The sequence below is a fragment of the Streptomyces sp. NPDC015661 genome (genome assembly GCF_043077765.1).
Lineage (GTDB): Bacteria > Actinomycetota > Actinomycetes > Streptomycetales > Streptomycetaceae > Streptomyces.
This window is the reverse complement of sequence record NZ_JBIBST010000011.1, coordinates 55,397-67,999: the sequence shown is the minus strand read 5'-3', so window position 1 is coordinate 67,999 and position 12,603 is coordinate 55,397. Positions and strand designations below refer to the sequence as shown.

General features: G+C 69.8%; 14 protein-coding genes. 2 read left to right on the top strand and 12 right to left on the bottom strand.

The features are described from left to right. Nucleotides 1–8: 8 nt before the first annotated feature. From ACF07V_RS28140 to ACF07V_RS28115, 6 genes are all read right to left on the bottom strand, one after another. Nucleotides 9–776, bottom strand: coding sequence for an SDR family oxidoreductase (locus ACF07V_RS28140; protein WP_392158287.1), 768 nt, complete (start codon nucleotides 774–776; stop codon nucleotides 9–11). A gap of 28 nt (nucleotides 777–804) precedes the next feature. Beyond that, the gene (fabG, locus tag ACF07V_RS28135) at nucleotides 805–1,566 is read right to left on the bottom strand and encodes a 3-oxoacyl-ACP reductase FabG (RefSeq protein ID WP_369142978.1); all 762 of its coding nucleotides are present in this window, start codon (nucleotides 1,564–1,566) and stop codon (nucleotides 805–807) included. A gap of 168 nt (nucleotides 1,567–1,734) precedes the next feature. Next, nucleotides 1,735–2,118: a DUF3037 domain-containing protein gene (locus tag ACF07V_RS28130; protein WP_041128108.1), complete on the bottom strand. Its 384-nt coding sequence runs from the start codon at nucleotides 2,116–2,118 to the stop codon at nucleotides 1,735–1,737. Next, a complete protein-coding gene (locus ACF07V_RS28125) occupies nucleotides 2,115–2,960 on the bottom strand; it encodes a HipA family kinase (RefSeq protein ID WP_392158699.1) in 846 nt (281 codons plus the stop codon). Before ACF07V_RS28125 ends, ACF07V_RS28130 begins: the two co-directional genes overlap by 4 nt. Nucleotides 2,961–3,321: 361 nt before the next feature. Continuing rightward, entirely contained in the window at nucleotides 3,322–3,687 is a 366-nt protein-coding gene (locus ACF07V_RS28120; RefSeq protein ID WP_392158285.1) for an antibiotic biosynthesis monooxygenase family protein, read from the bottom strand. A 65-nt stretch (nucleotides 3,688–3,752) separates the two neighbouring features. Further along, nucleotides 3,753–4,394 (bottom strand): response regulator transcription factor, encoded by a 642-nt coding sequence (locus tag ACF07V_RS28115; protein ID WP_392158283.1) that lies wholly within the window; start codon nucleotides 4,392–4,394, stop codon nucleotides 3,753–3,755. A 537-nt stretch (nucleotides 4,395–4,931) separates the two neighbouring features. Here ACF07V_RS28115 and ACF07V_RS28110 point away from each other — a divergent pair. Further along, nucleotides 4,932–5,531 carry a TetR/AcrR family transcriptional regulator gene (locus ACF07V_RS28110; RefSeq protein WP_392158281.1) on the top strand — a complete coding sequence of 200 codons (600 nt, stop codon included), beginning with the start codon at nucleotides 4,932–4,934 and terminating at the stop codon, nucleotides 5,529–5,531. 105 nt (nucleotides 5,532–5,636) lie between these two features. Here the strand turns inward: ACF07V_RS28110 and ACF07V_RS28105 are convergent, their stop codons facing one another. Together ACF07V_RS28105 and ACF07V_RS28100 are read right to left on the bottom strand one after the other, a co-directional pair. Further along, nucleotides 5,637–6,332 (bottom strand): antibiotic biosynthesis monooxygenase family protein, encoded by a 696-nt coding sequence (locus ACF07V_RS28105; protein ID WP_392158280.1) that lies wholly within the window; start codon nucleotides 6,330–6,332, stop codon nucleotides 5,637–5,639. Between the two features lie 132 nt (nucleotides 6,333–6,464). Further along, the gene (locus tag ACF07V_RS28100; protein ID WP_392158278.1) at nucleotides 6,465–7,934 is read right to left on the bottom strand and encodes an FAD-dependent monooxygenase; all 1,470 of its coding nucleotides are present in this window, start codon (nucleotides 7,932–7,934) and stop codon (nucleotides 6,465–6,467) included. 143 nt (nucleotides 7,935–8,077) lie between these two features. On the opposite strand from ACF07V_RS28100, the gene ACF07V_RS28095 reads away from it, so the two are divergent. Further along, nucleotides 8,078–8,578, top strand: coding sequence for a nuclear transport factor 2 family protein (locus ACF07V_RS28095; RefSeq protein ID WP_392158276.1), 501 nt, complete (start codon nucleotides 8,078–8,080; stop codon nucleotides 8,576–8,578). Nucleotides 8,579–8,674: 96 nt separating this feature from the next. On the opposite strand, the gene ACF07V_RS28090 is transcribed toward ACF07V_RS28095, so the two are convergent. From ACF07V_RS28090 to ACF07V_RS28075, 4 genes are all read right to left on the bottom strand, one after another. Then, entirely contained in the window at nucleotides 8,675–9,091 is a 417-nt protein-coding gene (locus ACF07V_RS28090) for a pyridoxamine 5'-phosphate oxidase family protein (RefSeq protein ID WP_392158274.1), read from the bottom strand. 16 nt (nucleotides 9,092–9,107) lie between these two features. Then, nucleotides 9,108–10,598, bottom strand: coding sequence for an MFS transporter (locus tag ACF07V_RS28085; RefSeq protein WP_392158272.1), 1,491 nt, complete (start codon nucleotides 10,596–10,598; stop codon nucleotides 9,108–9,110). 147 nt (nucleotides 10,599–10,745) lie between these two features. Next, entirely contained in the window at nucleotides 10,746–11,012 is a 267-nt protein-coding gene (locus ACF07V_RS28080) for an acyl-CoA carboxylase subunit epsilon (protein WP_392158270.1), read from the bottom strand. A gap of 12 nt (nucleotides 11,013–11,024) precedes the next feature. Further along, a complete protein-coding gene (locus ACF07V_RS28075) occupies nucleotides 11,025–12,596 on the bottom strand; it encodes an acyl-CoA carboxylase subunit beta (protein ID WP_392158268.1) in 1,572 nt (523 codons plus the stop codon). Nucleotides 12,597–12,603 lie beyond the last annotated feature (7 nt).

The following is a 12,603-nucleotide window of genomic DNA, read 5'->3' as shown; positions in this document are numbered from 1 at the left end:
ATTATCGGTCAGCCGACTCCGGCGTTCAGGAAAATGCCGCCGTCGACGACGAGCGTCTGACCGGTGATCCACTCCGACTGCGACGAGGTCAGGAAGGCGGCCGCGCCGCCGATGTCCTCGGGCACGCCGAGCCGGCCGAGCGGATAGGCGGCGGCCGCCTCCGCCTCACGGCCCTCGTAGAGCGCCTGCGCGAATTTCGTCTTCACGACGGCCGGGGCGATCGCGTTGACCCGCACCAGCGGCGCGTACTCGTGCGCCAGCTGAAGGGTCAGATTGATCATCGCCGCCTTGCTCATTCCGTATGCGCCGATGAAAGGCGAGGCGGAGACACCGGCGATCGAGGCGATGTTCACGATCGCCCCGCCGTTCTCCTTCTGCCAGGCGTGCCAGCTGCGCTGGGCGAAGCCGAGCGCGGAGATCACGTTCGTCTCGAAGACCTTGCGGGCCACCCCGAGGTCCAGGTCCGCGATGGGCCCGAAGACGGGGTTGGTGCCGGCGTTGTTGACCAGGAAGTCCAGACGGCCGAAGCCGTCCATCGCCGCCTCGACCGCTGCGGCCTGGTGGACCTCGTCGTGCGCCTTGCCGGGGACCCCGATGACGCGGTCGGCCCCCAGCCGCTCCACGGCCTCCTTGAGGGCCTCCTCGCCGCGCCCGGTGATGACGACCCGGTCGCCGCGGGCGACCAGGGCCTCGGCGACGCCGTATCCGATGCCCCGGCTGGCGCCGGTGACGAGGGCGACCTTGCCGGACAGCTCCGGCCGTTCCTGCGTGCTCATGCGCGCCTCCTCCTCTCGCTGCCGGTCGTCAGTTGAGCGGGCCGCCGGCCACGTACATGACCTGACCGGAGACGAAGCCGGCGTCGTCGCCGGTGAAGAAGGCGATCGCGTTGGCGACGTCCTCGGGACGGCCGACCCGCTGCACCGGGATCATGGAGGCGGCGGCCGCCTGGAAGTCCTCGAAGCCCATGCCGACGCGCTCGGCGGTCTGCGCGGTCATCTCGGTGACGATGAAGCCCGGGGCGACGGCGTTGGCGGTGATGCCGAACTTGCCGAGCTCCTTGGCCAGGGTCTTGGTGAAGCCCTGCAGACCCGCCTTGACGGCCGAGTAGTTGGCCTGGCCGCGGTTGCCGAGCGCCGAGGAGGAGGAGAGGGAGACGATCCGGCCGAAGCCCGCGTCCACCATGTGCTTCTGGACGGCCTTCGCCATCAGGAAGGCGCCCTTGAGGTGGACGTTCATGACGAGGTCCCAGTCGGCCTCGGACATCTTGAAGAGCAGGTTGTCGCGGAGCACGCCCGCGTTGTTGACGAGGATCGTCGGCGCGCCGAGCTCGGCGGCGACCCGCGCGACGGCGGCCTCCACCTGAGCGCTGTCCGAGACGTCGCAGCCGACGGCGAGAGCGGTGCCGCCCGCGGCGGTGATCTTCTCGACGGTGTCCTTGCAGGCCGCCTCGTCGAGGTCGAGTACGGCGACGGCGCGGCCCTCGGCCGCCAGGCGGAGCGCGGTGGCCGCGCCGATGCCCCGTGCGGCACCCGTGACGACGGCTACGCGCTGCTCGGTGGTGGACATGCTTGGTTCTCCTCGCCCTTGGATCGTCCCTGGTCGCGGTCGGACCGGTGGCCGCTCCTGCGTCCCGCACATGAGCGACCGCTTAGTATCGTCCGCAGACGAGACGCTAGAAGCACTGGCACCCGGTGTCAACGGCCCACCGGGTGCACCAGGTCACTCCACGGTCACTTACCGCACGAGGAGGTCGAGCAACCGTTCCACCTCGGCCTCGGGGTCGGTGGTCAGACCCGTGTGGACCGGCCCCGGCTGCACGACCGTGGAGCGCGGCGCGATCAGCCAGCGGAAGCGGCGCCCCGCGTCGTCGCGCGCGGCCTGACCCGCCGCGTCGCCGCCCAGGCAGACCCCCTCGACGGCACGCAGCGCGGCCCGTACGCCGGTCACGTCGGCCGCCGGGTCGAGCACCGTCAGCTTGGCCTCGTCCAGATGCGTGCGGGCGGCCACGAAGGACCGGGCACGGCAGTAGACGACCACACCCGCGTTGAAGCACTCACCGCGCTCCACCCGCGGCACGACGCGCAGCAGCGCGTACTCGAAGACATCGCGGTCGGTCACGTCGTGCTGTCCTTCTCGATGGTGTGCGTCCGGGGCGCGAGGCGCTCGGCGAGCCAGCCGGGCGGCTGCTGCGGCCGGCTCTCGGTACGCGGTCCGAGCGTGATCCGCTCGTGGATGGTGGCGGCGCGCGGCAGCAGCGCCGCGACGTAGGCGGCGCGCACCTCGTCGGTGCCGTCGAAGCCGGGCTCGTCGACGAGCCACTCGTCGGGGACGTCGGCGGCGACCTCCTCCAGGAGCTCGCGGGTGACGAGCGGGGCGAGCTCGGCGGCCGCGGCGGCGACGTCCGGGGCGAAGGGGGCGAGCGCGTGGTCGGAGGCGTCGTACGGCTTCGCGGCGGAGGCCTGGGCGCCCGGCCAGTTGTGGTGCCAGATCATGGTGGCGCCGTGGTCGATGAGCCACAGGTCGCCGTGCCAGACGAGCATGTTCGGGTTGCGCCAGGACCGGTCGACGTTGTTGATCACCGCGTCGAACCAGACGACCCGGCCGGCCTCACGGGGGTCGACCTCGTACGCGAGCGGGTCGAAGCCCAGCGAGCCGGGCAGGAAGTCCATGCCCAGGTTGAGCCCGCCGCTCGCCTTGAGCAGCTCCTGCACCTCCTGGTCGGGTTCGGAGAGCCCGATGACCGGGTCGAGCTGGATCGTGACGAGCTCCGGCACCCGCAGCCCGAGCCTGCGGGCGAGCTGCCCGCAGATGACCTCGGCGACCAGGGTCTTGCGGCCCTGGCCCGCGCCGGTGAATTTCATGACGTACGTGCCGAGGTCGTCGGCCTCGACGATCCCGGGGAGCGAGCCGCCCTCACGCAAGGGCGTGACATAGCGGGTCGCTACGACCTCTTCCAACACTTCCCAGGCCACCCATCTCTTCAGCCGTATGTGCCACGGACCGCCGCTCCGGGGCGGACGGGCGGGTGTCGCCGCTCGACGGTGCTGGGAGGTCCGGGGAGTTCCGACCGGCATGCCGGTCTCCCCGCTTCCCGGTGGTCCGTCGTCGGTGCCGCGCCCCTCGCCGGCCGCCTCCGGCATGAAGTGAGCATAGTAACCGAGGGTGATCACGGGCGAGGAGTGACCGGGCCACCGCGCCGAGGGCGGCGTCCGCCGGACCTACGGCACACATGGCCGAGCCCCGTTCCGCGCAACCGGCCGCGGAACGGGGCATGGAGCCGATGCGGCGCCCGACGACCTGGCACGCCGGCTCAGCCGTGGGTCACAAGGGGTCGCCGGGGTGCACGTCGAAGGCGACCTGGTAGACGGCCGGCCGCGGAGTGACGTGCAGGTCGGGGTCGTCGAGCACCCGCCGCATCGAGGCGCGCCACTCGGGGTTGGCGCGCGCCGCGTCCAGGGCCTTCCCGGTCTCCCATTCGGCCACGTTGACGAAGCGCAGCTCCACGTCGTCGACCAGGGAGCGGTACATCCGGGCCCGGATGTACCCCGGCTGCCGGGCCATGATCCGGGCGTTGTCCTTCCAGCGGTGCAGGAACCGCTCGGACTCGCCCACCGGCACGGTGAAGGCGTTGATCAGGGTGACCGGCTCGTCGACGAGCGCGTCGGTCAGGATGACTGGATGACTCACGGTTGATCCTCGTTCCCGTTCCCGCCGTTCGTTTTCCCTGGCCTCATGTGCGGGGAACCAAGAATTCACCCGTCCCCGAGTTTGAATCCGACTCCGCGTACGGTGACGATCCAGCCGCTCCCGCCGAGTTTTCCGCGCAAGCTGCTGACATGCGTATCGATGGTGCGGCGGGACCACGAATCCCCCCACACCTGCTGAAGAATTCGCTTGCGCGACACAACGGCTCCCGAATGGGAAGCGAGGAGGTGCAGGAGATCGAATTCCTTGCGGGTGGTTTCTATCCTGCGGCCGTCCAGGCTGACCTCGCGGGAGTCCAGGTCTATCCGGAGCCCGCCGTGCACGATCTCCCTGGCCGTGGGCCATTGGGCGGACCGCGTACGACGCATGACGGCCTCGATGCGGGCCATCAGTTCACGGAAGCCGTAGGGCTTGACCACGTAGTCGTCCGCGCCGGCCTGAAGGCCCAGCACACAGTCGAGTTCGGACTCCCGGGCGGTAACGACGATGATCGGGACGCTGCTGACCGCGCGGATCGCGCGGCAGACCTCTAAACCGTCCAGATCGGGAAGTTCGAGGTCGAGCAGGACCAGATCGACATCGTCGTGCGCCTGCAGGGCGGCACCGCCCTTGGCCGTACTGATCGCCTGATGGCCGTGGCGTCGCAGGCGGCACAGCAGGGACTCCGCATCGGCGGAATCGTCGTCCACGACAAGAATGCGCCAGCAGTCGGGCATTCCGGCCACCCTTCGCGCCGCCTCCGGCGTGCTCCCCTCGACCGTGTGAGGCTCGGTAAGTATCCCCAGCGAACCCTGATTCACTTCTCCCCCGTCCAGTTAGCCCATTTTGCGACTCGAACCAGATCTCGATAAGGAACCTACAGGCATCGATCGAAGATCCGTGGAGCCCCGGGATGAAGAGGTTGTTGCGGTTTCGTAACACAGGGACCCCGCTGACACTTTCCGCCGGGAACTTTACTTTCCCTTGAGGGACTTTGAGAAAAAGTGACACGGCTCGCCGCTGCGCAATCTGGCATTCCCCGAAGATCCCTACCCGTCGGCTCCGAGTGTCATATTCCGCTGTGATTCATATCACCACTGTCCGAAGAAGTTGAATTCGAATACACCGACTCGCTCCCCCGATCGCGCCGCCGGCCCCGACGACGGGGGCCGCCCGCCGGCGCCGGCGACCCGGGACCCCTCGGACCGCGCCCCACCGCGTATGGTTCAAGTGGAAGGAGATTCCGTATGCCTAGCTCCGCTTCAACGTCGACGTCAAAGCCCGACGACGGTCCCCGGCCGCGCCGCGCGGATGCCGAGCGCAACCGCGCCAAGGTGCTGGCCGCCGCTCGGGCCCTCTTCGCCGAAGGAGGGGGGAGCGTCTCGATGGACGAGGTGGCCCACCGCGCCGGCGTCGGCATCGGCACGCTCTACCGCCACTTCCCCACGAAGGAAGCCATGATCGAGGCGGCCGCGCAACAGCGGTTCGGTGAGATCGTGGAGTACTACCGCAGCGCCTGCCGTGAGACGGCCGAGGACGCGCCGCTCGAGGCACTGCACCTGTTGCTGACGCACATCGGCGAAGTGGAGGCCCGGGACCGCGGGTTCGCCAGCGTCGTCGAGGGCACGCTCGGCTCCGAAGGGCCGCCCAGCGAGATGCGGGCCGACCTCGAAGCCGAACTCGTGGATCTCGTCGGCAAGGGCCAGGCGGCCGGCACCATGCGGCCGGACCTCGCGGGCGCCGACATCCTGGCGATCACCTGCGGCCTCACCGCGATCGTGCACCGTCGCACCGGCGACTGGCGGCGCTATATCGACATCGTGCTCGACGGACTGCGTTCGTCCTGACACACGACCGGACCCCGACAAGAGATGCCCTTGTCGGGGTCCGGTCCTTCCGCGTGTGCGTCCGTCCGCCGGACCGAGCGGGAAGTCCCGCCGTCCGGCACGCCGTTACTGTCCCGCGGCCCGCGTGTGGACCACGCGGTAGGAGTTCCAGTCGCTGGAGGTCGCGAGGGAGTCGACCCGGGCCTGCGCCTTCTGCCGGGCGGCCGGCTGGTCGGCGGCCGGGGTCGCACGGAACGCGTCGTACGACTCCTTGTCGTTCCACTGCGAGTAGGCGACGACGAAGGCACCCTCGACTCCGCGTGCCTTGAGGCCGCGCAGCACGCTGTGGGAGCGGTAGCCCTCCACGTCGACCAGCCACTCCTGGTCCTGGCCCAGGGCGTCGACCAGGTCGGCCTGGTTCTCGTCCGCCACCAGGAAGACCTCGATGACCGTGTAGTCGTCCCGGTCGGGCGATATCTCCGTGACGCCGCCCAGCGAGGGGTGCCGCTGGGCGAAGGCGATCTCGGTCTGCAGCAGCCGGATCGACGTGGTGATCTCGGAGAAGAGCGGCCACGTGCGGTGCTGGAACTCGTCGCCCGCGTAGCGCTTCTCCAGGTCCTCGCCGCTGCGCCACTGGATGAAGTTGGCGGTGCCGAACTTGTCCTGGCCGCTGTGCACGGTGCTGGAGATCCAGCCGGGGTAGGCCGCGGCGTCGACGATCTCCCGCATCGCCCCGAGCAGGCTCGTCTGCTTGTCGGCCGCGTCCGTGGTGAACAGGTTGAGGACGGTCAGGTGACGGTCTTCGGTGGCAATGTTGGGCATTGGCTACTCTTCCGTTTCGGGAGGGACTTCCGGGAGGAAACTTCCGGGAGGGAAGTGACGGGAGGGACTTCCAGGAGGGAAGTGACGGGAGGGAACTTCCGGGAGGGAACTGACGGAACGGGGAGTCGGTTCTCAGACGGCCCGGCCGAACCAGCGGGTGAGGGCGTCGGTGAGCCCCTGCTCGTGCGAGCCCGAAGGGGAGACCCAGGCGACGTATCCGTCGGGGCGGACCAGGAAGCCGTCCAGCGGGATGTCGCAGTTGTGGCGGTCGGCGGTGACCGTGTCCACCCGGTCCGCCCAGCCCGCGCCGATGCGCCGCAGCTCGGGGTCGTCCGCGAGGTCGAACAGCACACCACGGCCGGCGTGCAGCAGCTCGAAGTTGGTGGTCTTCCTGTCCTGGAGCACCACCTCCTGGTTGTCCAGACGCCGGCCGAGCAGCGGGTGGTCGCCGGGACCGACCTCGTGGCGGATGTCCAGGCCGGTGACCATGCCGACGAGGTGGCGCTGGACGTCCTCGTACGCCGTCAGCTCGGTGAAGACGTCGAGCAGCGGCTTGATCTCGTCTCCCCCGAGGTAGAGGAAGCGCTGGGCGAGGGTGTTGGTCAGGATGCGGGCGCCGACCGGGTGCCGCTCGCTGTGATACGTGTCGAGCAGCCCCTCGGGGGCCTGGCCCTTGATGTCGAGGGCGAGCTTCCAGCCGAGGTTGACCGCGTCCTGCACGCCCGCGCTCATCCCCTGGGCGCCGATGGGGAGATGGATGTGCGCCGCGTCGCCGGCCAGGAATATGCGCCCGCTCCGGTACTCGGCGGCCTGGCGGCTGGCATCGGTGGTCGAGCTGACCCACAGGGGCGTGGCCTGGCGGATGTCCTCGCCGGTCAGTCGTTCGAAGGTGTCGGCCACCTCGTCGAAGGTGAGCGGCTCCCGGCTCTCGCGCAGGGGCTCGCTGCGGTCGTAGTAGACGATGCGGTTGTGGTCCGGGCCGAGCGGCAGCACCATGACCATTCCGCCCGGCACCCGCTCACCGCTGAAGCGGGGCCGCAGTTGGACGCCGGCCACGTCGGCGAGGCGCAGTTCGATGGCCGCGTCGGTGCCGGGGAATTCGATGCCCGCCAGACGCCGGACGGTGCTGCGGCCGCCGTCGCAGCCCACCAGGTAGCGGGCACGCAGCCTGCCCGGGCCCTCCTCGGTGTCGAAGTCCACGGTGACGCCCCGGTCGTCGTCGGAGACTCCGGTGACCGTGTGGCCGCGGCGCACTTCGGCGCCGCGCTCCGCGGCCCATCCGGCCAGCATGGCCTCGGTGCGTGACTGGGGTATTCCGCGCGCCCCGTACGAACCTCCCTCGACCACGCGGTAGTCGAGGGGGACCCCACCGAAATGGCCGACGGGAATGACCTGGACATCACCGAGGCGAGAAAGCAGTCCGCGCTGGTCGAATTCCTCGATGGTACGCGCCGAGAAGCCGAGGGCCCGTGACTGCTGAATGGGCTTCGTGAGCCGCTCCAGGACAATCGACGAAATCCCGTTGAGCCCCAGTTCTCCTGCGAGCATGAGCCCCGTGGGGCCGCCGCCTACGATGATCACGTCCGTGTTGAAGTCTTCCATCTTCCCTCTTCCGGCTGGGGTTTCTCCAGTGTGCTGCGACCGTCCGGCGGCGTAAATAGCCGCGGCTACAAAGGTGTGACAGCAACGTCAAATCTGCTACAGGCGGGGTTGGCCCGCCCCGGCGCGCTCAGTAGAACTCGGATATGACCACGAACCAGAACGGCCAATCAGGCGTCCCTGTAAACCGGTTCACCGAAGGAGCTGCCGCGGTCGCTGAAATCGGCGGGCTCCTCGATCGCTATCTGATCAGTCTTGACCATGACAAGCTCGACGAAGAATGGGCGCGCAGTCTGTTCACCCGGGACTCGTGCGTCGAATTCCCGATCAGCCGACATGAGGGAATCGACGGTCTCGCCGCATATCATCGCGCGGCCCTGGCGGCATTCGAGCGGACGCAGCACCTCAATTCGCCCGCCGTCGTCGTTCTCCACGGTGCCGACCGGGCGTCGCTGCGGGCCAACCTCATCTCGACCCACGTCCATCTGCCGGCCGCCGACCCGTCGGACGAGGCAGCTCGTGTGCCCTTCGCGACCGGTACCTCGGTGGACGGCGAAGTCCGCCGCACGCCGGACGGATGGCGGCTCACCAGGCTGTCGTTCCGCCTGATCTGGGCGACCGGCCGGCCGCCGGTCTCCGCCGGCTGACGCACTCGGCGCCCCCTGCGCGGTGGTGTCGGGAGAGGGGACTCCCCCGGTCCGGGCGATTCCCGGACTCCCGGCACCACCGCGCCCGTGCGTGAGTCAGCAGTTGAGCGACATCACGCGGTCGACCGCGATCTCGAGGACCACCCGGCCGGGCGGGTTGGGCGGCGGCTGGTGGTAGCGCTTGGCGTAGCGCCGCGCCCCCTCGGTGACGCGCCGCGGATCGTCGGAAGCCACGGCGGTGCCTTCGAGGGTGACCCACTGGAAGCCCTCCATCTGGCACAGCGCGGCGCGGCTGCCCGGATTGGCGACCAGGTTCCGGGCCTTGCGCGAGGAGGCGACCGTCATGACGCGGGCGAGGCCCGACTCGGGGTCCCAGGTGAACCGGACGACCACCACATGGGGAGAGCCGTCGGGCCGGAAGGTCGTCAGCGTCGCGAGGCCGGGCTCGGCCAGGAACGCCTCGACCGATCGGGTCAGCGCCGGTGCGCTCGTTCGTCCTTCGGACAGCGACATCGTGTCGTTCCTCTCTCTACGCGACGGGCGGGGCGTCGGGACGCTCGGAGGGCCGCGCCCACGGCAGCAGGGCCACCGCGAGGAGCAGCGCACCGACGCTGAAGAAGATGCCGACCAGGAACGCCTGGTGGAAGACCTCGGCGCGGCCGTACCTCAGCAGGACCGGGTCGCCGTGTGCGGCCGCCTTCAGCGGGGCGATCTTGCTGAACGCGATGGTCGCGGCGATGGCCACGCCGAGCGCGCCGCCGGCCTCCTGGCTGGTGTTGATGAGCCCGGCGGCCAGGCCCGACTCCTCCTTGCCGACCCCGACGAACGCCGTGATCTGCAGCGTCACGAAGGACATGCCGAGACCGAGTCCGACGATCAGGAAGGCCGGCAGCAGGTCGGTGGCGTAGCTGCCGAACGCGGGTGCGCGCCAGAGCAGGAACAGTCCTACGGAGGTGAGCGAGAGACCGATCAGGAGCACCGGCTTCGCGGCGACCTTGGTGACCAGATTCGAGGCGAGTCCGGCGCCGACCGACACGACGACGGCGAGGGGTACGTAGGCCAGGCCGGCGCGTGTCGGCGAGTAGCCGTAGACCTGCTGCATGAAGAGGCTGGCGAAGAAGAACAGGGTCACCGTGGTGCCGAAGAGCAGCACGGTGGCGATGTTCGCGGTCCGCAGGGCCCGCAGCCGGAAGATGGTGAGCGGGATCAGCGGGGAGGCGGCCCGCGACTCGATGACCAGGAAGGCCACGAACAGCGCGACCACGCCGACCAGGCTGCCGATCGTGCGGAAGGTGGTCCAGCCGACGTAGACGGCCTCGCCGAGGGTGAAGATCAGCAGCAGCAGCGAGGCCGTGAGCGCGACGGCGCCGGCGGTGTCGAAGGGCGCCCGGTCCTTGCCCCGGCCCTCCCGCACGATCGTCGGAGCGATCACCGCGGCGACGAGGCCGATGGGCACGTTGATGAAGAAGATCCAGCGCCAGCCGGGCCCCTGCGTGAGCAGGCCGCCCAGGATGACGCCGGCGACCGATGCCAGGCCGGTCAGCGCGCCCCAGATGCCCAGCGCCTTGTTGCGCGCGGGGCCCTCGGCGAAGGTGTTGGTCAGGATGGACAGGGCGGCCGGGGCGATGAGCGCGGAACCGAGGCCCTGCACGGCGCGCGCGCCGATCAGCATCGTGCCGTTCTGGGCCAGCCCTGCCACCAGCGACGTCAGGGCGAACACGACGAGTCCGCTCTGCAGCATCCGGCGGCGTCCGAACCTGTCGGCCAGCCGCCCGCCGAGCAGCAGGAATCCGCCGAGCACGGTGCCGTAGGCGGTGATGATGTATTCCAGGTTCACCTCGGGCATCTTGAGGCTGTCCTGGATGGACGGCAGTGCGACGTTCACGATCGACACGTCGAGGAAGACCATGAACTGCGCGACGCCGATGAACGCCAGGATGATCCCGGGCTTACGGGCCTCACGGGTCTGCGAGGTGTTTAACGGTGCGCTCTTCTCGAGCGTGGAGTCCGAGGCGGGCATGGGAGCAACTCCTAGGGGGTGAGAACGGAACCGGAATCCTCCTCCGGTTCCACAGTACACGGGTCCCGCGCACCAGGTGTCAACTGCGGCCCGCAATCAGGCCCGACGCGACCGTTCCGTGCGCGTCGACCGTCCGGAATCCGGACGTCAATCGTTCCCGGGTCCGGTGGACCGCCGCCACGAGCGCGGGCCCTCGAACATGGCGGCTCGCTCCGGTCGCCGCCACCGCGCGGCATCGCGCCGCCGTGCGGAAGGCGCGTCCGACGCGGCTTCCCTGGCGCGTCGGACGACGAGCGCCGCCGTGAGCGCGGCCAGCTCCTCGGGGCCGGGATTGCCCCGGTCCACGCGGACGAGCCGGGAGAGCTGGGTGAGCTGGGTGAGCTGGGAGAGCTGGGAGAGCTGGGACTCGGTCATCTCGATCACCTTCTACTGAGGCGGATTGCCGTGCTTGCGGCGCGGCAGGTCGGCGTCCTTGGCGGAGAGCATGGCCACCGCACGGCACAGCACCGAGCGGGTCTCGCGGGGGTCGATGACGTCGTCGACGAGCCCGCGCTCCGCCGCGTAGTACGGGTGCACCAGCTCCTCGCGGTACTCGTCGATCTTCTGCCGGCGCATGGCCTCGGGGTCGTCGGCGGCGGCTATCTCGCGGCGGAACACCACGTTGGCCGCGCCTTCGGCCCCCATCACGGCGATCTCGTTGCCGGGCCAGGCCAGCGCGATGTCCGCGCCGATGGAACGGGAGTCCATCACGATGTACGCCCCGCCGTACGCCTTGCGGAGCACCACCGAGATCCGCGGCACCGTGGCGTTGCAGTACGCGTACAGCAGTTTCGCGCCACGCCGGATGATGCCGTCGTGCTCCTGGTCCACGCCCGGCAGGAAGCCCGGCACATCGACCAGTGTGATCAGCGGGATGTTGAAGGAGTCGCAGAACTGGACGAACCTCGCCCCCTTCTCGCTCGCCCTGATGTCCAGCACGCCCGCCATGGAGGACGGCTGGTTGGCGACGACGCCCACCACATGCCCGTCGATACGGGCCAGCGCGCACACGAGGTTCGGCGCCCAGGTCGCGTGCACCTCCATGAGGTCGCCGTCGTCGACGATCTCCTCGATCACCCCGCGGACGTCGTAGGCGCGGCCGCCGTCCGCCGGGACCAGGTCGAGCAGCGCGTCGCCGGGACGGTCCACCGGGTCGGCGCACACGGCACGCGGCGGCATCTCCCGGTTGTTCTGCGGCAGCAGTGACAACAGGTACCGGACCTCGGCGAGGCAGGTCTCCTCGTCGTCGTACACGAAGTGCGCGACGCCCGACGTCCCGGCGTGCACATCGGCGCCGCCGAGTCCGTCCTGGCTGATCTCCTCGCCCGTCACGGCCTTCACCACGTCCGGGCCGGTGATGAACATCTGCGAGGTCTCCCGGACCATGAACACGAAGTCCGTGAGGGCCGGGCTGTAGGCCGCGCCGCCGGCGCACGGGCCGAGCATCACGCTGATCTGGGGGATCACTCCGGAGGCCCGGGTGTTGCGCTGGAAGATGCCGCCGTAACCGGCCAGCGCCGAGACGCCCTCCTGGATCCGTGCTCCCGCGCCGTCGTTCAGCGACACCAGCGGCGCACCGGCCGCGATGGCCATGTCCATCACCTTGTGGATCTTGGCGGCATGGGCCTCGCCGAGCGCGCCGCCGAAGATCCGGAAGTCGTGCGCGTACACGAAGACCGTACGGCCCTCCACCGTGCCCCAACCGGTGACGACCCCGTCGGTGTACGGCTTCCTGGCCTCCAGGCCGAAACCGACCGCCCGGTGCCGGCGCAGCTGCTCGACCTCCGTGAAGCTGCCCTTGTCCAGCAGGAGTTCGATGCGCTCCCGCGCGGTGAGCTTGCCCTTGGCGTGCTGTCGCTCGGTGGCCTCGGGGTCGGGGCCCCGATGGGCGAGCTCCTTGAGGGCGGCGAGTTGGTCAAGACGGTCGAGGACCTCGTTCGCGGGCTGGGGGGACGCCATGGCGTTC

What these genes read in the sequence shown, in the direction of transcription:
- ACF07V_RS28105 (WP_392158280.1), bottom strand. Translation starts at nt 6,332, where the DNA reads ATGCCCAACATTGCCACCGAAGACCGTCACCTGACCGTCCTCAACCTG.
- ACF07V_RS28085 (WP_392158272.1), bottom strand. Translation starts at nt 10,598, where the DNA reads ATGCCCGCCTCGGACTCCACGCTCGAGAAGAGCGCACCGTTAAACACC.
- ACF07V_RS28090 (WP_392158274.1), bottom strand. Translation starts at nt 9,091, where the DNA reads ATGTCGCTGTCCGAAGGACGAACGAGCGCACCGGCGCTGACCCGATCG.
- fabG (WP_369142978.1), bottom strand. Translation starts at nt 1,566, where the DNA reads ATGTCCACCACCGAGCAGCGCGTAGCCGTCGTCACGGGTGCCGCACGG.
- ACF07V_RS28095 (WP_392158276.1), top strand. Translation starts at nt 8,078, where the DNA reads ATGACCACGAACCAGAACGGCCAATCAGGCGTCCCTGTAAACCGGTTC.
- ACF07V_RS28075 (WP_392158268.1), bottom strand. Translation starts at nt 12,596, where the DNA reads ATGGCGTCCCCCCAGCCCGCGAACGAGGTCCTCGACCGTCTTGACCAA.
- ACF07V_RS28110 (WP_392158281.1), top strand. Translation starts at nt 4,932, where the DNA reads ATGCCTAGCTCCGCTTCAACGTCGACGTCAAAGCCCGACGACGGTCCC.
- ACF07V_RS28100 (WP_392158278.1), bottom strand. Translation starts at nt 7,934, where the DNA reads ATGGAAGACTTCAACACGGACGTGATCATCGTAGGCGGCGGCCCCACG.
- ACF07V_RS28140 (WP_392158287.1), bottom strand. Translation starts at nt 776, where the DNA reads ATGAGCACGCAGGAACGGCCGGAGCTGTCCGGCAAGGTCGCCCTCGTC.
- ACF07V_RS28080 (WP_392158270.1), bottom strand. Translation starts at nt 11,012, where the DNA reads ATGACCGAGTCCCAGCTCTCCCAGCTCTCCCAGCTCACCCAGCTCACC.